At 40.8% G+C, this 20,162-nt stretch carries 22 protein-coding genes; 17 read left to right on the plus strand and 5 right to left on the minus strand.

The window, feature by feature from the left end:
* Window positions 1-5 precede the first annotated feature (5 nt).
* The 6 genes from FED51_RS01700 (at window position 6) to FED51_RS01725 (ending at window position 4,724) form a co-directional block, all read left to right on the plus strand.
* A complete protein-coding gene (locus FED51_RS01700; RefSeq protein WP_083445641.1) occupies window positions 6-683 on the plus strand; it encodes a response regulator transcription factor in 678 nt (225 codons plus the stop codon).
* Entirely contained in the window at window positions 680-1,720 is a 1,041-nt protein-coding gene (locus FED51_RS01705; protein ID WP_053432112.1) for a sensor histidine kinase, read from the plus strand. Before FED51_RS01700 ends, FED51_RS01705 begins: the two co-directional genes overlap by 4 nt.
* A gap of 153 nt (window positions 1,721-1,873) precedes the next feature.
* Window positions 1,874-2,119 (plus strand): PLDc N-terminal domain-containing protein, encoded by a 246-nt coding sequence (locus FED51_RS01710; protein ID WP_407901023.1) that lies wholly within the window; start codon window positions 1,874-1,876, stop codon window positions 2,117-2,119.
* Complete coding sequence (locus FED51_RS01715; RefSeq protein ID WP_053432113.1) at window positions 2,116-3,021, plus strand: ABC transporter ATP-binding protein; 906 nt, start codon at window positions 2,116-2,118, stop codon at window positions 3,019-3,021. The genes FED51_RS01710 and FED51_RS01715 overlap by 4 nt, the downstream gene beginning before the upstream one ends.
* Window positions 3,018-3,800 carry an ABC transporter permease subunit gene (locus FED51_RS01720; protein WP_053432114.1) on the plus strand — a complete coding sequence of 261 codons (783 nt, stop codon included), beginning with the start codon at window positions 3,018-3,020 and terminating at the stop codon, window positions 3,798-3,800. The genes FED51_RS01715 and FED51_RS01720 overlap by 4 nt, the downstream gene beginning before the upstream one ends.
* A gap of 435 nt (window positions 3,801-4,235) precedes the next feature.
* A complete protein-coding gene (locus FED51_RS01725; protein WP_053432115.1) occupies window positions 4,236-4,724 on the plus strand; it encodes an ArsR/SmtB family transcription factor in 489 nt (162 codons plus the stop codon).
* Between the two features lie 90 nt (window positions 4,725-4,814).
* Here the strand turns inward: FED51_RS01725 and FED51_RS01730 are convergent, their stop codons facing one another.
* Window positions 4,815-6,059: an IS110 family RNA-guided transposase gene (locus FED51_RS01730; protein ID WP_053432116.1), complete on the minus strand. Its 1,245-nt coding sequence runs from the start codon at window positions 6,057-6,059 to the stop codon at window positions 4,815-4,817.
* A 397-nt stretch (window positions 6,060-6,456) separates the two neighbouring features.
* On the opposite strand from FED51_RS01730, the gene FED51_RS01735 reads away from it, so the two are divergent.
* Window positions 6,457-7,713, plus strand: a complete 1,257-nt coding sequence (locus tag FED51_RS01735; RefSeq protein ID WP_053432117.1) for an MFS transporter — start codon at window positions 6,457-6,459, stop codon at window positions 7,711-7,713.
* Window positions 7,714-7,936: 223 nt separating this feature from the next.
* On the opposite strand, the gene FED51_RS01740 is transcribed toward FED51_RS01735, so the two are convergent.
* Complete coding sequence (locus FED51_RS01740; protein ID WP_010896475.1) at window positions 7,937-8,440, minus strand: hypothetical protein; 504 nt, start codon at window positions 8,438-8,440, stop codon at window positions 7,937-7,939.
* 18 nt (window positions 8,441-8,458) lie between these two features.
* The gene (locus FED51_RS01745; RefSeq protein WP_010896476.1) at window positions 8,459-9,046 is read right to left on the minus strand and encodes a hypothetical protein; all 588 of its coding nucleotides are present in this window, start codon (window positions 9,044-9,046) and stop codon (window positions 8,459-8,461) included.
* A gap of 406 nt (window positions 9,047-9,452) precedes the next feature.
* On the opposite strand from FED51_RS01745, the gene FED51_RS01750 reads away from it, so the two are divergent.
* The 6 genes from FED51_RS01750 to FED51_RS01770 all read left to right on the plus strand — a co-directional run bounded on the left by FED51_RS01750 (window position 9,453) and on the right by FED51_RS01770 (window position 16,067).
* Window positions 9,453-11,345, plus strand: a complete 1,893-nt coding sequence (locus FED51_RS01750) for a PTS beta-glucoside transporter subunit IIBCA (protein WP_053432237.1) — start codon at window positions 9,453-9,455, stop codon at window positions 11,343-11,345.
* A 127-nt stretch (window positions 11,346-11,472) separates the two neighbouring features.
* Window positions 11,473-12,306, plus strand: coding sequence for a BglG family transcription antiterminator LicT (gene licT, locus FED51_RS01755; protein WP_010896478.1), 834 nt, complete (start codon window positions 11,473-11,475; stop codon window positions 12,304-12,306).
* A gap of 104 nt (window positions 12,307-12,410) precedes the next feature.
* Window positions 12,411-12,578, plus strand: coding sequence for a hypothetical protein (locus FED51_RS20980; RefSeq protein WP_010896479.1), 168 nt, complete (start codon window positions 12,411-12,413; stop codon window positions 12,576-12,578).
* Between the two features lie 165 nt (window positions 12,579-12,743).
* Window positions 12,744-13,661 (plus strand): GNAT family N-acetyltransferase, encoded by a 918-nt coding sequence (locus FED51_RS01760; protein ID WP_053432118.1) that lies wholly within the window; start codon window positions 12,744-12,746, stop codon window positions 13,659-13,661.
* A gap of 503 nt (window positions 13,662-14,164) precedes the next feature.
* Complete coding sequence (locus FED51_RS01765; protein ID WP_041820120.1) at window positions 14,165-15,274, plus strand: hypothetical protein; 1,110 nt, start codon at window positions 14,165-14,167, stop codon at window positions 15,272-15,274.
* Between the two features lie 238 nt (window positions 15,275-15,512).
* The gene (locus FED51_RS01770; RefSeq protein WP_010896484.1) at window positions 15,513-16,067 is read left to right on the plus strand and encodes a nitroreductase family protein; all 555 of its coding nucleotides are present in this window, start codon (window positions 15,513-15,515) and stop codon (window positions 16,065-16,067) included.
* 52 nt (window positions 16,068-16,119) lie between these two features.
* Here FED51_RS01770 and FED51_RS01775 read toward each other — a convergent pair whose 3' ends face one another.
* A complete protein-coding gene (locus FED51_RS01775) occupies window positions 16,120-16,485 on the minus strand; it encodes a VOC family protein (protein WP_010896485.1) in 366 nt (121 codons plus the stop codon).
* Window positions 16,486-16,738: 253 nt separating this feature from the next.
* Between FED51_RS01775 and FED51_RS01780 the strand changes: the two genes are divergently transcribed.
* The 4 genes from FED51_RS01780 to FED51_RS01795 all read left to right on the plus strand — a co-directional run bounded on the left by FED51_RS01780 (window position 16,739) and on the right by FED51_RS01795 (window position 19,024).
* Complete coding sequence (locus tag FED51_RS01780) at window positions 16,739-17,593, plus strand: SDR family oxidoreductase (protein WP_053432119.1); 855 nt, start codon at window positions 16,739-16,741, stop codon at window positions 17,591-17,593.
* Window positions 17,594-17,674: 81 nt separating this feature from the next.
* Window positions 17,675-18,106, plus strand: a complete 432-nt coding sequence (locus tag FED51_RS01785; RefSeq protein ID WP_010896487.1) for an Rrf2 family transcriptional regulator — start codon at window positions 17,675-17,677, stop codon at window positions 18,104-18,106.
* A 129-nt stretch (window positions 18,107-18,235) separates the two neighbouring features.
* On the plus strand, window positions 18,236-18,448 hold the full coding sequence (locus tag FED51_RS01790; protein WP_010896488.1) for a hypothetical protein: 213 nt from the start codon (window positions 18,236-18,238) through the stop codon (window positions 18,446-18,448).
* Window positions 18,449-18,478: 30 nt separating this feature from the next.
* Complete coding sequence (locus FED51_RS01795; protein ID WP_053432120.1) at window positions 18,479-19,024, plus strand: hypothetical protein; 546 nt, start codon at window positions 18,479-18,481, stop codon at window positions 19,022-19,024.
* Between the two features lie 62 nt (window positions 19,025-19,086).
* Here FED51_RS01795 and FED51_RS01800 read toward each other — a convergent pair whose 3' ends face one another.
* Window positions 19,087-20,103, minus strand: coding sequence for a hypothetical protein (locus FED51_RS01800; protein ID WP_138090138.1), 1,017 nt, complete (start codon window positions 20,101-20,103; stop codon window positions 19,087-19,089).
* Between the last annotated feature and the right edge of the window lie 59 nt (window positions 20,104-20,162).

Below are 20,162 nucleotides of genomic sequence, written 5' to 3' on the forward strand. Positions count from 1 at the left end.
CTGAAGTGACGAGGATTATTGTTGTGGAAGATGATTCATGGATGAGAGAAGAGTTAATCGACGTATTGCAAAAAGAAGGGTTTGAGGCCGTAGCGATGACAGACTTTCATGATATCGCTCTTCAAATCGCCACTTTAGCACCAGACTTAGTTTTATTAGACATTAATTTACCGGAACAATCCGGCTTTGACATTTGCAAAACTCTAAAATCAAAAGGAATTGGTCCAATATTAATTCTTACATCAAGAGATAAGCTACAAGATGAATTACATGGTCTTCATTTAGGAGCGGATGATTATCTCATAAAACCTTGCAATCGTGATCGATTATTAGCCCGTATTCAAAACCTGTTAAGAAGATTCAAAGGGCAACCAGACTTGATCGATGGAGGCAGATTCTCACTGGACCCTAACACCTTTACTTTGTATAAGGGATCGGAGTCGTTACGATTGTCAGAGAATGAAGGAAAACTATTATTGGCTCTGGTAGAGAATAAACCTGGGATCGTATCCAAGTCTACACTGAGCGAACGTTTATGGGGGACAGACGAATATATAGACGAAAATGCCCTTCAAGTTAATCTCACTCGCTTACGAAAAACATTGCGACCGTTAAACTTGGAAGATGAAATTGAAACGATAAGGGGGCAGGGGTATCGACTGAGGGGGCAACTAAAACCATGAGAGGGATCAAGCAAATCTATGATTGTCTTTATGCTTATAAGCTAGGGTTCCTCCTTTTGATTATAACCAATCTCCTATTTATTTTTTTCGCTTGGTTAGCTTACCCGGAAACCTTTAAAGTGTTAGTAGGGCTCATGATTGTTTTTACTTTAGCGACACTTTCGCTGTCCATTTTCATCATCGTAAGGAAGCAAAACATAATAGAGGCTGCCTTTCAAGAATTTTTGTTAGAACCGAATGAGATGAACGAAGAAAGATTATGTCGGGTCTCCCCTAAGACTCATTGGTCCTGCATCCGAGACATGGGCAGCAGCATAAGATCCTATCAGGCAGAGCTTAATGAACAGGTTATGGAGTTAGCCGATTATGAAAACTACATAGAAGGATGGGTTCACGAAATTAAAAAGCCGCTGTCATTGATGACCTTGGTATTAGATAACCGTAGGGATGAAATGTCTTCCCTCGTAAGACACCGTATGCTCCATATTCGAGATCAAATGCTTGGAGACGTAGAGCGAATTTTGTATTTTGCAAGGCTTGGTGCGGCCCATAAAGATTACATGTTTGAGCCAATAAACATACTAGCCTTTTGTAAACAAACGGTTGAACATCATCAAACACTATTAGATGAATCTGGTTTTCAAGTACAGTTCATCGGTGAGGAAATGGAGATTTTTTCTGACCGCAAAGGTTTAGCTTTTATAGTCGAACAAATCCTCGCGAATAGCACGAAATACGCTGCAGCAAATCAGGACAAACCCATCATAAAATTCGAAGCTCACTATGACAAAGGGAAGGATCAACGGATTTTAACGATTCGAGATAATGGACCTGGTGTATCTGAAGAGGATTTACCCTTCATTTTTGATAAAGGCTTTACTGGAAGGAGAGGTGCCTACACAAGACAAGCAACAGGGATGGGTCTCTTCTTAGTGAGCAAGATGGCTTATGATTTAGCGCTTCAGGTGGATGCAAAATCAGAGCTAGGTTCGGGATTGACCATATCGCTCATATTTCCACGTGTGAACGAAGCCTAATGTTTAAGATAAAAGTAAACAAACGATCCCCTTTGGTATTATTTGGCCAGAGGGGGTTTTTGTGCGAAACAGAAAACTGTTGCGGTCCCCTTTCATTTACGTTATCATTATCGATAATGATAATAATAAAATAAAAAGACGAGAATGAGGGTGATGAAGATCCAACTGAATTATAGTATCAATGACCTTAAAGAAATTGATTTCATGGCGGTTCTCCCTATGATATTTCCTGTTATTGCCATAGTGATGTTATTCGTTTTAATCGCATTAATTGATTTATATCGGCATCGAAAAACAAGAAAAAATGTACTTATTTGGACGATAATAATCCTTTTGGTTCTCCCGCTCGGGCCGATAGTCTACTTTATTATGGGGAGAAAGGACAGCGGAAGAAAATGAAATTAGAAATTAAAAGTGTCACAAAAAAATATAAAGAGAAAACCGCTGTTCATGATTTTTCGATGGATCTCCTCTCAGGTGAATGTGTAGGCTTAATTGGGCCCAATGGGGCAGGGAAAACGACGCTTATAAAAATGATTACGAACATTCTGGATCCCACTCGTGGAGACATTTTACTTAATGGAAAAAGAATATTCGAAATGAAACGGGAAATTGGCTATTTACCGCAGTACCCTGATTTTTACCAATGGATGACTGCATCTGAGACACTCCTCTTTATGGGGCAATTGTCTGGCATTAGTAAGAAGAAACTGACGAAGTCGATTCCAGAAATTTTGTCAAAAGTAGGTTTGCGTGGAGAAGAGAATTCCAAGGTTAGTACATTTTCGGGTGGAATGAAACAACGATTAGGTATTGCACAGGCGTTATTACACAAGCCATCTTTTATCGTAATGGATGAGCCGGTATCGGCTTTGGACCCCATAGGTCGAAGAGAAGTTTTAAACATTATAGAAGAAATAAAAAAAGACAGCACCATTTTATTATCTACACATATTTTGGCAGATGCAGAAGAAATATGTGAGCGGCTAGTTATGATTAAAAACGGTGAAAAAATTGAGGATACAACCATGATGGAATTATTAAATCGAAACAGCAAAAATAAAATTCGAGTGGAAATAACAGATGAAAGTAAAGATTGGATTGAAGTCGTTAAGAAGCTAAATTACGTACAAGATGTGGAGGTAACAGGAAATAAAGTAAATGTAGAGGTGAAAAATATAGAATTACACAAGAACATGTTGTTGGCAAATGCGTTAAAGCACGATGTGAACATTGTAAAGTTTGAGCTAGACCATGACACACTAGAAGAGCTATTTCTAAAATTGGTGGTGGGAGAATGAACCAGTTAACGATATTAGCCAAGAAGGAAATGGTTCAATTTGTGCGGGAATTTAAGGTTGTCTGGCTGCCGCTTGTTTTTATATTTCTAGGAATTACCCAACCGGTTGTAACGTATTATTTGCCTTCCATTCTAGAGGCGCTTGGTGGGGGGCAGGGAATTACCATAGACTCAAGTATGACAGCACAGCATGGGAGTGAGGTGCTGGCTAGTACATTAGGTTCTCAGTTTGACCAACTGGGCATTATGATCATGGTTCTCTCAATGATGGGGATTGTACAATCGGATAAAGCCAATGGGATGCTAGCTTTTATTCTTACAAGGCCTGTCACAGTTGGAACTTATGTTAGTGGAAAAGTCCTCTCTACCTTTTTGTTTATTGCTAGTAGTGTAACGTTAGGATACATCGCTTCATATATGTATACCTACTTTTTGTTTACTAGTATTCCTTTTACAGATTTATTGGTAACTTTATTATTTTATCTACTGTGGGTAGCTTTTATTGTTTCATTCACAACAATGGTCAGCACTATGTTTAATAGCCAAGGTGTGATTGCATGCATTTCTATTGTCGTTCTTTTGGGCTGTAGAATGATCGTTGGTTTAAATCCCATCCTTGATCATCTGAACCCGGCAAGTATGAGCAAACATGCTATGGAAGTACTAGTTTCAGGGACATTTAATTCGAGTCTAATAGGGAGCATAGTAGCCACCTTACTATTATCAGCATTAGCCATTCACATTTCCAACATGTGGATCTCTAGAAGAAATAAAGTGTAGCATCCTATGGTTTGAATAGCAGGAACGATCACAAAAACGGATCGATGTGTGTAGCTTTACTTCGAATGTTGGGTCACGGAAATGTGTACACAATCTCCTGCATTATCAGGAATGACGGGGGTAGTAGGGATCTATTTAGGGTTTAAGCTTCACCATTTTATTTTCTGACGCTCCCTTTGTAGAGGTAAAAAAACTTAAACGCACAAATGCTTGCATCATTTAGCATATGTGCGTTTGAATGTTGAGGTTTTTATTAACAATCTGTACGATCCAAGGATATTACTCTGTCCCAAAAAGAGTCTTTATTGGTAAACGTGGAAAGGGGCTCAAAAGTTGCAATATTACGTTGACAAAATTTTTATGAGAAATTATACTAATTTTACAAGTCATACTAATTATTTAGAACGAACTATAAAATTAGTAAGAGGTGAAAACATGGACTATCATTCAAAACAGCTCTCCATCTCGATTGAACAGTCTAAGTTATTAGGTAGTGCCCTTCGGGTCAAGATCCTTCATGCCCTCGAGGATGTGCCGAAAACGGCGAAGCAGGTTGCAGACCAGCTCGGTCAGACTCCTGGGAACATCCATTACCACATACAACGTCTATATGAAGGGCAACTGATTGACCTTATCGAAACGAAAGAAATAGGCGGCATCGTAGAGAAATACTATAGGGCGAAATCGACGTGGTTTAACCTTAAGTCTGATTCTAAATCCGTATCGGGTGATGCGTCAGCCACTAGAATCACAACACGCCTGTTACTTACCACAGAACAATTAGAACAGTTTCAATCTGATCTTCGAGATGTTTTAGATCAATGGGGACGTAAATCACCACAAGACGATTGGGAAGGGCTGTTGGAGTATACGGTGGATATTTCGTTGCGAGAGGTTAATCATGAGGAACCAAGTCTGAAATAAACCAATGATGTAACAACTAAAGTAAAAGAGTATGACAAATAAGCCATCCAGAGATGACTGTTTAGCAAATTATGGTATATCAAACAAAACTTAAGTTACTGTTTCCATAATTCGAAAGCCTTGGGATTTTGCCAACGAGATTGCTTGTTCAATCGTAATTTCGCGATTTACTGGAAGAACATCGGCTTTCTGATACAGATCTGGGTTATAAGATTCTTTTTTCTTCAAAATATGGTAAATTGCTGTTAACAACATTCGCGCTATAGCGATAATGGCACGTTTGTGTCCGCGACGTTTTTTAAGTCTTAAATAGCGGTTTCGGACTTCGGGATGCTTATCGCTTTTGACTACAGCCGTAGCACACTGTACCAAAAGGGGCTTGATATAAACCCCTGCTCTCGAAACCCTTACGGATTTTTTCTTGTCAGCACTTTCGTTATTCGTTGGTGTTAGCCCTGCCCAGGAACATAAATGCTTAGCTGTCGGGAACACGTCCATATTGACACCTATTTCCGAAACCACTGCAATGGCGGAGAAGATGTTTTTAAAGGGCGGAACAGTTAAGATCAAGTTAATTTCTTCTGTGTAGGGCTCGGCAAGAGAAAGGATCAGCTGTTCAAGATCTGCTTTACGAGCTTGAAGATCATCATAATGTTGTTTAATCACAGCTATTTTCCCTGCTTGCTCAGGTGAAATAACACCATCAATGGCAAGTTCTAACTCGGGAATCTTGTCCTTCATCGAACCGTGTATAAGGGGTTCGATATCAAAATCTGTATCTGTTGGGTCTTCCAGCAGTTTTTCAATAATATTCATGGAACTCTTTCCAAAGGTATCCGACACGGTATTACCAAGCTGGATGTTCGATACCGTTAGGCTGTTTTGAAATCGATTCTTTTCACTGGACGTAAAGTTGGTCAATTTAAAACGATAACGCATCAGGTCACGAAGTTGCCGAATAGCTAGGGGAGGCATAAAGCTTCCAGCTACAAGATCATGTTTAAATAAATCAGCAATCCATTTGGCATCTTTTTTGTCCGTCTTTTTACCCCGAATGGCTTTGACGTATTTGGGATGAGCCAGAGTGATGTTGCAGGAATCTTCAAGAACATTGAACACGGGAATCCAGTATTTCCCGGTAGATTCCATACAGACATCTTTACAGTTGTTTTCACAAAGCCATTGTGACAGCTCTTTCAGCCCTTTGGTATAGGTAGAAAAGCGATGGCGTTTGTAAGTAGTCACTCCTTTGTTGGTTGAAGCAATACAGGCCACAACAAAGGTTTTGTGGACGTCAATTCCACAACAGACGGGATAGACAATTTTTAAACCCATAGGGAGAACTCCTTTCCAAGATATATAGGGATAGACAGCATTGACTGATTACCTAGCTATAAACGAGTTGTTTATACAAAGATAAGTCTGCGTGCTCGAAGTCACACTTATTTGTGCTTGGAAAGGTAATCTACACATATAATCATGCGGTCACTCCATAACTGGAGCAGCCCACTCACCTCCACGTGATTTGTAGTGTACTGGTATCCCTATAAGTCTAGAATAATAAAAAAATCGCTCAGCACAAGTTTATTTCATGCCGTTTTGTGCCTTGAGCGAAGCGAAAGGAATGGGCATAATCATGAAGGAAAATGATGAGGAATCGAGCGATGAAGGCAAGTGTATAGAAGATTAGCGGTGTCTTACTTAATACAAAAATGGGTTAAGTAGAAGACTTATGAGCCTAGAGCTGTCAAAGGAAATCGAACAACCTCAGAGCCAGCGATTGTCATCTTTGCTACGTAACCAAAAGTTCTTACTTTTATGGGTTGCCAGTATTTTCTCTGGGTTGTCTTTTTCCATTTATTTTTTAACTAAGAGTTGGTATGTAGTTGATGAACTCGGTTTGAAGACCTTTCTCGGTGTAGTCCTTATGGCTATGACCGTTCCACGTGTTCTTCTCATGATGATTGGGGGAGTTTTAGCGGATCGATTCAGACGCTCAACCATTATGTTTTGCTCACTAATCACAAGAAGTGTACTTTTATTTGGGATGTTCATTCTTCAATTTTTGGGCGTAATCAATATATGGACGCTCATTGGATTTGCTTTTTGTATTGGAATTTTAGATGCTTTCTTCTGGCCAGCGAATTACGCAATTTTACCCTCTATTGTAAAAAAAGATCACCTCACTCGTGCAAACTCTTTCTTACAAAGCACAAACCATCTCACCTTAATTATTGGACCGATGATCGCTGGATGGTTCATCACAATTACCGCGTATGAATGGATTTTTGTAACGATTATGTGCTTACTGATCATAGGTGCCATATTGATTTTTCGAGTAAAAGAACCGTTTGATAAACCGGAAACAAAGCGGCTGCCTTCGCCACTAAAGGATCTTACAGAAGGATACTCTTACCTGAGGCACTCTCCTGTCTTGCTCAGTTTGATGTGGACGAGTGTATTCGTCAATTTTTTTATCACCGGACCTGGAACGATGGCCATTCCCTTGATCGTAGAAGAACGTTTAAAGGGTGATCCTTTAGAGCTTAGTTATTTAGAAAGTACGATTGCAGGAGGACTGATACTAGGTGCAATCATGATCGGGATCATTAACCTCAGATCAAAGCGAGGCCTATTAATCATCATAAGGTTAACTGTTATGGGAGTAGCAATCGCATTATTAGGACAGGTCGCCTCTCTTTGGCAGGCCATTTTCGTCTTAGCTATTTTAGGTATGGGAATTTCAATAGGAGATATACCAGCTAGAGCCGTAGTCCAAGAAAAAACAGATTCCGATAAGATAGGTCGTGTAATGGGGATGATGTCAACGGCCTCCAGTGGTTTGATTCCATTGTCATATGGGATGACATCCGTTACCCTTTCTCTTAACCTATCGATCTCTTCGATTTTGCTTTATTGTGGCAGTTTCGTCATTCTCTTTTCGTTTTTCGTACTATGGAAATTCGATAAGCTTAGGTCTTTGGAATAGTTATCGTCAAAATGTGTTACCTTCCACTACCTTATTGTTTATTGCTAGTAGTGTAACGTTAGGTTAGATCGCTTCATATATGTACACCTACTTTTTGTTTACTAGTATTCTGTTTGCATATTTATCCAACATGTGGATCTCTAGAAGAAATAGAGTGTAACACCTCATCATTTTTTTAATGAATACATCATGAAATCGCTTTACATTGTTTGAAAAAGTACATCTACTTTTTCAGCCGTTCGATCCGCTGAGTGATCTCTTGATATTCAGCATCGATGACGGTTAAGCCGATGGCATGACAGTCTTGGAAGAACTCCTCGGCCCCGGTTAACAGCATGTTCATCGTCGAGAGGGGGACAGCACACCGCTCTAACTCCGACGAATCATGGGAAAGCAGGAGCGTGAGGGTTTGTTCATTCCGTTTCAATTGAAAATCAAATGGTTGATAAGTAAACGGGAAGGAGGCTTCTGTTTCCGTCTGTAGGGCCTCAAGTGCAGAAAGCATGCCAAACCAAAAGGAATCAATGCTATCAATGTAAACCCTATCAAAGAGCGGCTCATCTTCAATAAACATGCGGAACGTCCCTAGAAAAATCGGTTGTCCTAATGGTAACCACTTTCTCGCTTCCTCTATATGATTGGTTGGAAAGAAATATTGATCAAAAGTAGAGTCTGCCACTGATAGACCAACATCATATTGTGGTTTTAAGAAATAGCTTCTAATCATGAGCCGCCCTCCGATGGTTTAATATTTGCGTTCGCCTAATCCCCAACCATTTGGATACATTGTAATTACTTTTCCCCCTTTAATGACCAATCGTACTTGTCCATGTGGGGTGTTGCCGTAAACGACCGTTCCGTTACTCGTAAATCCATTATTAAGGATTTGCGTACGATTGTTGCTAATGATTTGACCAATGATACTTTCATAATACCCTAATGGATGTCCAGGGTTAAAGAACGATTGAACTTGAGTAGGATTTCCGATAAAGAGTTCTGGCGCATGGCGGGCAAGAATATGGGTCATTCCATAGGTGGAGCAGCTACCGAAATCCAACTCTACGGATCGACCATTTCCCACATCGTATTGGGCAATATTCGTGCTGGAATAAGTGTTCGGCAGTCGGAAATACCCTTGGGTGGCATTGTTTACTTGCCCGCACGATTTATGGTAGAATCGTTCGCCGGTTGGCTGGTATTCAATGTATTGACTATAGATGTTCCATGAATAAGTGGATGCCTGTACGTGCCCTTGCCCGAAATGAGGTGCGAGTAACAGAAAAGCGAAAAGGACTGTAAAAACAGCATAAACCGACCGTTGTCTTCTTTGCATCGTTTTCCCTCCAGATAGAATTTATTTAGTAGTCTTCCTCTATTAAACTATAGAACATTTTTTAAAGAAATATGACGCTATGATGTAGGATGTATTAAGTTTTTGTTTACATTATGCAGTCGATCCAGAGCATCTGAAATAGAAGCCAGCAAAAGTGGGACAAAAGTCATCATTTTTATTTATATGAAAGCGTTGACAAAAACAAGGGAGTAGTATATATTGAGCATGTAAAGTGAATAAACTACAAATCCTTGGGATTGTAACTGCTTCGGGCAGGCAAAACCTAAATCAATGTATAAGGAGTCGACTCACTATGAGTCTGTCATCCTGTGCGTTTGATTTGGGTTTTTTTATTGCTTTCAAACGATTAGGCCTAATCGGAAATTCAAATGAAGGAGTCGTTACTATGAATTATGAGCAGGTAGCCAAACAGATTATCGACCATGTTGGCGGTGAAGAGAATGTGAAATCGCTCGTTCATTGTGCCACGCGATTACGATTTTCTTTAATTGATCATTCAAAGGCCGATAAGGAGCAATTGCTTAAAACCGATGGTGTCATTGCGGTCAAGGAAAATGGGGGCCAGTTTCAAGTGGTTATTGGGAATCGAGTGCCTGAGGTATATGCGGCGATAGGAAAAATATCCACGATTCTCGATGACACTACAAGTACAAAAAAAGGAGGAGATACAGGGAACAGTGGCAATTTTGTCAGTCGCTTAATCGATGTGGTGGCGAGCATTTTTACCCCATTACTCGGGGTGATGGCCGGTGCCGGGATCTTAAAAGGGCTTCTGGCGATTGCCACCAATGTAGGCTGGCTTGATTCTGGGGAGACGACTTATATTATTTTGCATGCTGCTTCTGATAGTATGTTTTATTTCTTGCCGATCTTATTGGCGGTAACCGCTGCACGAAAGTTTGAAACCAATCCATTCGTTGCGGCTACGATCGCGGGAGCTCTAATCTATCCGTCCATTGTGGAGCTACATGATAGCGCTATAGATGTAACCTTTTTCGGCATTCCGGTCGTTTTGATGAATTACACGTCCACAGTTTTTCCGATCTTGCTCGCTGTTTTTGCCATGAGTTACGTGGAGAAGTTTTGCAATAAAAAGATTCATGAAGCGGTTAAAAACTTTGTCACGCCACTTATTTTATTAGTCGTCATTGTCCCTGTTACTTTAATAATCTTAGGCCCAATTGGAGTCTATTTAGGGAACGGAATTGCGTCTGTGATTCAAGAGATCTTTACGTTCAGTCCTGTTTTAGCGGGAGCGATTGTTGCGGGTATATGGCAAGTGTTAGTGATTTTCGGCATCCATTGGGAGATTATCCCGATCATTTTGAACAACCTTTCTGTCAGAGGAGAAGATGTCATTAAGGCGGTGGCAGCCCCAGCTGTCTTTTCTCAAGCAGGCGCGGCTCTCGGAGTGATGCTGCGAACGAAAAATAAAAAACTAAAAGCACTTGCTGGATCCACTTCCATTACAGCGTTATTTGGAATTACCGAGCCAGCCGTATACGGGGTTACGTTACCACTGAAGAAGCCGTTCATAATGGCCGTTATTAGCGCGGCTGTAGGAGGGGCGATTGTTGGGCACTATGGAAGTGTTGCTGTCGCCCCAGGTGCACCGGGGTTATTAACGATTCCGATCTTTTACCCTGAGGATGGAAGAGGGTTTGTTGCTTTCGTCATCGCGATTATTATTTCATTTGTATTGGCAGCTGTTCTAACGTACATCGTCGGATTTAAAGATCCAGTTGATGACGAGGACACACTTTCGAATGAGTCAGGATCTGAGAATGAAGTAAAAAGAGAAGATGACAAGAAAGAACCTAGCGCATCTGAAGAGATCAAAAGTCCGTTAAAAGGAGAGGTGGTTCCGCTGACAGAGGTGCAAGACCACGTCTTTTCATCAGGTGCAATGGGGAAAGGTGTTGCAGTAAGGCCAAAAGAGGGACGTTTAGTGGCACCAATAAACGGTACCGTGACCTCACTATTTGAGACAAAGCATGCCATCGGGATTACATCTGACAACGGCACAGAAATCTTCATCCATGTAGGCATTGACACGGTGCAATTAAAAGGGGAGCATTTTACGTCATTTATTGAGCAGGGAGACGAGGTCGCAGCTGGTGATGTATTGCTTGAATTTGATGTCGAGCGAATTACAGCAGCGGGCTATGATGTCATCACGCCTGTTCTGATTACAAATGCAAAACAATTTTCAAATGTACAAACGACAGATAAGCGCGAGGTCACAAGTGAGGATTTGCTCATTCACGTCATAAAGTAACGATGTGGTCATTAGAGGCCAAGCACATGAAACGAGTGTGGAGAAAGACTCGATCGGTGTGTCTTATCCATCGGACACGCCTGGCTTGGCCTCAGCCTTAGTTGAATCCTTTTTGAAGGTGATAAAGATGAAAGTGGTGAAAGTTTATAATAACAATGTCGTGAGTGTCTTGAACGAGCAAAAGCAAGAGCTTATCGTGACGGGACGGGGGATAGGCTTTCAGAAAAAGCGCGGGGATGAACTAGAGGAAGAGAAAATCGATAAAGTTTTTTCCTTGAAGGATCGGGCCGTTTCGGAGAAATTTAAATCTTTACTCTATGAAGTACCGATGGAGTATATGGAAGTAACCGAAGAAATTATTTCTTACGCTAAAGAAAAGCTTGCGAAGGATCTGAATGATAGCATTTATATTTCGTTAACCGATCATATCAATTTTGCCCTCGAACGATTTCAAAACGGTATCACCATTAGCCACGGACTTTTATGGGAGTTAAGACGTTTATATAAAGAAGAGTTTGCCATTGGCATGGAAGCTTTGCGAATCATTAAGGATAGGCTCGGGATTGAGTTGCCGGAGGACGAAGCTGGATTCATTACGACACACATTATTAACGCTGAATTAAACGAAGGGATGCCGAACATTTCAAATATTACGAAGGTCGTTCACGATCTATTAAACATCGTAAGGTATCATTTTAAGATGGAATATGATGAAGATTCCCTTACCTTTTTTCGATTTGTCACTCATCTGAAATTTTTCGCCCAGAGGCTGCTTAGTGGAACGTCGTTAAATAGCAAGGATGATTTCCTATTACAAATAGTAAAAGAAAATCATTCTGAAGCTTATGATTGCACACTAAAAATCGGAGAGTTTCTGAAGGCACAATATCATTATGAGCTCACAAAGGAAGAACAACTGTATTTAACCATTCACATTGAACGGGTTGTGAATCGAAAGTAACGTAGACGCATCTCATCCATGTGAATGCGACTTTTTTATATGCCATTGGTAAATGTTATATCTTAGGGGATACTAACACCTGAAACCAATGAAGGAGGGATCATATGAGCGACGATAAGAAAAGACAAAAAACCGTCTTTCGCGACAATCAAGAGGTCGTCCCAGAAGGAAGCTTGCCAGGTGATCGGGAGGATCGAAGCGACAAGATGGGGCGGTCGAATTCGGAAGAACTTAGATACAAAAACGCCGACCATATTTATGATGAATATTAAGTTCAGCATGATTTGACGAAGAGGAATCCATTTTGAGCAACAATTTCAAAATGGGTTCTTTTTGTTTTACTCCAATATGACCGTTTGCATAAGTGTATGATAGGATGGATAATGAAGTAAAAATTGGGACCATAAAAAGAAAATATAACCACTAAGGAGCTCATGATGAACATTTCATTTATCGCTAGTAACACCCTACACGAACTTGCTACTTTTCTCGAGAAATTAAATAACATACGAGAGCATCATGTCGGCTTTTGTGGCGAAAAAGGAAGTGAAATAAAGGCCACACTTGAACGTGATTTCTCAGATATAGGCGTCTCGAAATCGTTTATCGTTGGTTATGACGGAATGGAGATCAAGGGAGCCGTTGGATTGGACGTGGATACGAAGGAAGAGAGTGCGGAAGTGTGGGGGCCTTTTGTGGATGAGGACGATCCTGAAATGTGGCTTAATACGGCAACGATTCTTTGGCAGCAATTAATCGACTCGTTAACTGTCCCTGTATCCACCTTTCAATTTTTTATCAATCAACACAATGTCAATGCGAAAAAGTTTATTCTGAAGTTAAACGGAATGGAAAAGGGCGATCATGACATTTTAACGTGTGATCGAACACAGTTTTATCCACCTCTGAATCATGACGTTCGATTGTTTACGAATAATCATACCCAGTCATTTAAAAAGCTTCATGATTCTTTATTCCCCCAGACGTATTATGATGCAGAAGAGATTCTTAAGAAGATAAACGAACCAACGAACAAGCTACTAATCGTTGAAAAAGAGCAAATCGTTATCGGCTATGCGTATGTCGAGGTAGAACCGGAGCATGGGGAAGGTCAGATCGAATATATCGGTATTGCGCCAGACTATCGACGGCAAGGGCTCGCGACCCAATTATTGACAAACGCGCTCCATGTTCTTTTTTCATATCCGACAGTTGAGGACATCACGCTTTGTGTAAGCAAGCAAAACACGAAAGCGATTCGTTTGTATCAAGCGGCAGGATTTAAAAAAGAGCGTCAATTGACCTATTTTGAATTAAACGTGGATGGTCTTGACAATAGAAGGGGGAGGGGTTAAACATGAAAGCAAAATCCATTTATCTAAGCTTAACAGGTAGTTTCATTCTATTAGCACAATTGTTTTAGTATGACTTGTATACATTGAAGCGCAAAAACCAAGACATCTATCAACATCATCAGACCCAAACCCTTATCTCATTGTATTGATACCAATTACACTCTGGTCTGTCGGTGCTATCATTTGGGGATTGACTAAAAGGGTTTTATGTGTAGGGATAGGTTTACTCGTTCAAGTTTGTTTTCTTGGCTGTTCATTAATCGCTCTCCTATAGAACTCCCCCAGGATCGGTCTTATAAAAAGCTCCCTGTCAGACCATTTTGGCACCAGTCCCCATCTATTAACCTCCAAATTGACTATATACGACTTCAGCTACTCGCTACCGTCCTTTCGCTTCGTAGCCTCCTTATGTAACAAAAGTGGACAGGGGTCATCCGTACCATTGTATTGATTTTATGAAAATGGTGCTATAGTCTATCTATGTATAGATATGAGGTGGAACATTGACTCTGATACATGAACAATTGTCACAAAAGGAAATGATAAATAAAAAACAGGTCGCTACCATAAGAGAAGCCATTAATGTCCGATATCAGGATTCAACGCCGAAGGAAAAAGCTAGAATGGTAGCGAAAATGATCCATGAGCTTATTGAGGATGCACTGCCGAATGTTTCAATCGAATCAAAAAGAAGCGTCCGAAAGGCATTAATTAACCGAAAGCTTTCGGTCAACTCGTTAACGATTAGTGCCAATGACATCTTTGAGTGTGTGATCGAATTTGCGACACAGGAGGAAGTAGAACAGGAGCTAGTGTCGTGGGTAAAAAAGGAAGTGCAACTAGATGAGGATCTAGTTGAAGAGTATATGATTACGCTTCTTACTCGTACCAAAAAAGGAGAAAGCGAACTGGCCGTGTCAAGTGATCGATTTTCACATGAGATGGCAACAGAGCCGGCTATTCAAGTGGACGAAGCAAGTCAATGGATGCCCAAAAAGAAACAGCGTAGCAATAGGCTCTATTTAGTAGGCACTATATCCATTCTTTTACTTTGTCTTATTGGCCTTCCCTCGATTTTAAGTGACAACGTTATGGGAAACACTAGCGACTATGAGGTGGATAAAATCGTGAAATCCACGGTCTATGAAACAAAGGTGAGAATGGTAAACGGATTGCCTACGAATTTACAATATCAACCGATAGATGATGTAAAGCTACGAGGATGGTTGGAGGAGCGAGATTCATTGCTGGCAGAAGAACCGTATTTCTCAACGATTTTAGAAGTGGCTGACGAGTTTAATATTCATCCCCTATTGCTGTTTGCTATAACAGGGCAAGAGCAGGGATTCGTACCAAGCAGCCATACACACGCTGACGAAATGGCAAATAATCCATTTAACGTTTTTCATAGCTGGGAAGACTTCAATTCAACCATTTTAGAATCGAGTCAAATTGCGGCTCGTACAATCGTGAATTTAAGCAAAGACCGGCCCGAGGATGTTGATCCGATTCAATGGATCAATCGAAAATATGCAGAAGATCCAAACTGGTGGAAGGGTGTTTCAGCCATTTTTAATCAATTGGAGAGTGCTGTTCAGGAAACAGAGGAATAGAAATGGAAAAACGGTTGGGGAGAGAGAAAAGCTCTCGGGGACAGGAAGCAGACTACATTCGTTTGGCGACTAGCATCAGAAGCCGAGCGAATGTTTTTTTCTTATGCATGGATCTTACGTTTTATAAGCAGTATTATTGAAAGTATATTTGAAAATGATTATCATTATTAATAACGTTTTCGTAAATTTGGTTGTTCTACATGAAGCCATTGAATGACGAAAAAAGGAGTGACATGTTTTGTACATACAATCACATTTGGCAAACGTAATAAAAGAACGGCGTTCCATTAAGAATGGCTATTTGGATCAAGAAGTGCCATTAGAGCTTGTCGAACAATTGTTAGAGGTAGCCGTCTGGGCGCCAACTCATGGTCTGAGGGAGCCTTGGCGCTTTATCTTTGTTTCTAGTGAACAAAAGGAAACGTTTGTGGCTCAATTAGTTCAAACGTTTCCGAAAGAGATGCAAGAAAACCGGAGAAATTATTTTAGCCAGCCTGCTGCCTTTTTAATTGTTGTCATGCAAGAAGACCCTCGACAAAAGCAGTGGGAAGAAGACTTTGGCGCGGTCAGCTCCCTTATCCAAAACTTTCAGTTGCTTGCGTGGGAGCAGAAGCTAGGGGTTGTATGGAAGACGAACCCACATATTTACGATCCTAAAGTACGGGATTTAGTAGGTGTTGCACCAGGAGAAAAGATTGTTGGATTTTTACATCTAGGTTATTTTGATGAAGTACCGAAGGCCATGCCTCGCACATCTGTTAAAGAAAAGCTGACGGTTTATGACGGTAAATAATAAACCGGCTCCGCTAAAAAAAGTGGGGCCGGTTTCCTGTATGTCTTCACATTTACTCCATGCAGTGCATTTGGACATGGTTCCCATTAGGGTCTACAAAGCAAGCGTAAAAGCCAAGCCCTCCTGGAATCTCTGTCTTTTCTTTAGTGATAGCCCCGCCACTTTCCTCAATCTTTTTTAACTTTGTTGGAATATCATCCACGCTGATTACGAATTGGACGCCTTGTTTTTCGTTTGCTGGTTGGAGCGTTGCGTCTAAACCACCACCTGTCCCAGTATCTCCAATTTTGAAAAAGGCATATTCATTCTCGGATAAAACCTCAAATTCCCAGTTAAATAATGTGGAGTAAAACTGTATCCCCTTTGCCAAATCGGGAGCCGGAATTTCAATATGATTGATCGTGAAAGGTGTTGTCATGAAAAAATTCTCCTCTCATCATTAATGGTAAGGATAGATTACCATACAAATTGAGGAGTGGTTTCTTCTCGATTGCGATTTTATTAAATCAAACGAATCTAAGCTTGTTTTTTAAGTAAACAAGCGCAAGCAAAACAAAACAGGAATAAAAAATTTTAGATTCCCTGTTGACAATAAATCTAGTTATAACTATTATTGTTATAACGTTATTAATTTTAACGGTGAACCTAATATATGACTTGGAGGGATTTTTATGAAATTATTAGTAACAGGAGCTACAGGTCAGCTTGGCTCATTAGTCGTTGAGGCATTATTAAAAACGGTACCAGCAGAAAACGTGGCGGTTAGTGTACGTGATCCGAAAAAAGCAGAGCATTTAAAGGCGCAAGGGGTAGACGTACGCCAAGGAGATTTCACTCAACCAGAATCGCTCGTCTCCGCTTTTGCAGGCGTTGACAAAATTTTAATCATTTCGTCAGCCCCTGGTGACCGAGTGGCACAACATAAAGCAGCGATTCAGGCAGCAAAAGAAAACAACGTACGTTTCATCGCATATACGAGTATCGCCAATGCCCAAGACAATCCGTTTTTTATCGCGGAAGATCATCGCGAAACAGAAAAAGCGATTGTGGAATCAGGCATCCCATACTCTTTCCTTCGTAACAACTGGTACTTAGAAAATGAGGTAGGAACGATTCAAGCCGTTGCTAGCGGAGCACCTTGGTTAACCTCAGCTGGATCAGGTAAAGTCGGCTGGGCTCCACGCCGCGATTATGCAGATGCTGCAGCGGCTGTGCTGACTGGGGAAGGACATGAGCATACGACCTATGAATTGTCTGGCCATCCGCTCACGCAAGAGGAGCTAGCACAAGTCGTGTCTGACGCGCTTGGCCGGGACGTTGAGGTTCAGCAAGTAGACGATGCGACATACGAACAAGCGATGAGTGGCGCTGGCATTCCAGAAGAAGTGCTTCCTTTTGTTGTTGGCATTCAACAAGGAATCCGCGAAGGCTATTTGAACGTCGTAAGCGGGGACTTTGAAAAGGTACTTGGTCGTCCGCTAACTCCATTAAAGGATGCTGTTCGTGAGATTTTAAACGAGAAGTAACCTTGCGAATGACACGTGCCGCCGTTCCATTTGACAAAAGAATGGGTTATCATTAAGATCATTCTAACGGTGGTGATCAACTTGAAACAGATTAGCAGTCGTTTTTCTATAGCTGTGCACATTTTAACCTTCATTGCCTCTGTGCGAGAAGGCTGTACGGGGGATTTTATCGCTGGGAGCGTTAACTCCAATCCGGTCATTGTCCGCAACATTATGGGGATGTTGAAAAAAGCCGATTTAATCGGTGTGCGTCCAGGCGTTGGTGGAGCGTATTTAAAAAAAGATGCTGACGAGATTACGCTGTTGGACGTGTATCGTGCTGTAGATGTGATCGGGGATGATCAACTGTTTGGCTTCCATAACCCGAAAATCGAATGCGAGGTTGGCCGAATCATTGAGAATACCTTGCGGGAGGAGTTAAAACAAGCGCAGGAGGCAATGGAACAACGGTTACAACTCGTAACCATCCAGCAATTATTAGACCAACCAGAAGTAAACATGCTGCAAACGTAAAAGCTGGATCCATGAGGGATTCAGCTTTTTTCTGACTGTACAAGGGTAAAAAACGATTAACGACTGGTGGGTTACAGTTGCAAAAACGTGATCGATTTGCGACAGTGGAAGAAAGAGGAGGAGACGGATATGACGGCCATCAAGGAGTTTATTTCAAGCTTTCTACTTGTCATCAGTTGGCTCTTTTTTGCGATGAGTGCTTATTTATTTTATTGGGTGATTGTTTTTACTTTAGCGGCGATCATTCCCTTTCTTGCGATGTTGTCGGTGGGCCTATGCTGTTTTTACATCTCGAAAAAGCTTGATAGCGGGAGAGAGAGCAAACCTGCAAATGGAACCTAAACCATTCATAAGAAAAGGAGAGACGGTGCGGTGATCAAATTAATAAAAGAGATGGATGACAAGCTATCGTATTGGGAAGTGTGGGAAGACTGGGAGGATGAAAAAGCCTTAATTGTACATTACGGGTTCGTTGGTGAAACAGGGGAAACCGAAGAAGTTGAACTAGAAAGCTATGCCCAAGGGGAAGAGGTGATGGAAGCCCTAGCCGAAGAGCAACTGAAGGAAGGGTTCCAATCCTTAGATGAAGAGGCGTTAATTGAACTAGTCGTGCAATATAGCTATGAAGAAAGTGAAATAGAAGCAACGTTAGAAAAAAGACAATTCGTCGAAGAGTTGATGGATCAATGTTTAGGCTGGACAGGAAATGGGATGTGCGACGGAGGGGATATTGGCCGTGGGACAGCCAATATTTTCAACTATGTCATCGATGTCGAGAAGGCGCTCAACACGATTCTAAAGGAGCTAACAAAGCATCAACTACTCGCCAATGTCAAACTCGCTTATCTAAATGAAGCCGATGAATATGTTCCCCTTTATCCAGAAGGTACGGACTTTGTCTTAATCCCTCAAGGCTGAAAGGGGTAGAGCGACTCTTATGTCTAAGGGTCGCTCCGATGTTTGCGGAATGATGAACTTTTTTAAGGATAAATAACTCCCACCCTTGAATGATCTGTATCGTCCTCCTCATCAATATAAATAATCAAATGACCTTCAGGATCAAAGAAGATATGCATAGGATTTATCTCTTCCATTATCGTTACTTCTAGGGGAACGAGTTCATCATCTTGGAACTCATAGAAGTAAAAATGGTGTTCATCATCTAGAATGGCTAATCTGTCATTGGATGAATCAAAATAATTAATATATTGTCCATGTTCCAAGGAATGATATTCATTTGTCTTTAAATCTAAGTAGCCAAAGTCCTGCATGGTCCAATCATTATTGTCAAAATGGATGGCGAATATTTTCCCGTTGCTGTATTTTGCATATCCGGGATAATGCTTGGGTGCTTGATATTTATCAGTAGATTTATTCTCTAAATCATAAAGATAGTAATATCCGTTTCCGTTGTCACTATCTGTCCATAATAATTTATTATCATGTAAATGCACAAAGGCGTGATATAAAGAATATTCATTGATATTCCCTACACTAATCGTTTCGTTTGTTTCGAGGTTGTGTAATTTGACTTCTACCTGCATTTCGTCATTTAATTCTGTCCAAGCGACATACTCCTTATATAATGAAGGCGTAAGAAGGGTTAAATACTCTGGGTTCGTTTCAGCAAGAGTCTGAATCTCACCGTTTGCTAGATTCATTGCCAGAATTTTTTCGTAATAGCCATCAACACTAGAATCTACCCAAACTAACCAATCTTCATTTACTTGTGTACTTTGCATCGCTGATTCCTCATACTCAGATTCATACAATACCTTTTCTTCACCTGTTTTCATATTGTACTGAATGAGTGCGTCTACATCGTACAATTTGGACGGATCACTATTGACATTTATAAACATCTCGTCTCCAAGGATCACAGGATGGTTGTACTCTTTATATGGAATTTCAATGATTACTTGTTTTACATCCTGATTGCATCCGGCGAGGGAGAAAATCATTAGGATCATGAATAGGTAATAGGTTTGTTTGGTCATTTAGATACTCCTATCTTTATTAAAATTGGACTGAAGATTAAGAAACATCTTCAGCCCAA

The organism is Halalkalibacterium halodurans, assembly GCF_005671335.1.
GTDB lineage: Bacteria > Bacillota > Bacilli > Bacillales > Bacillaceae_D > Halalkalibacterium > Halalkalibacterium halodurans.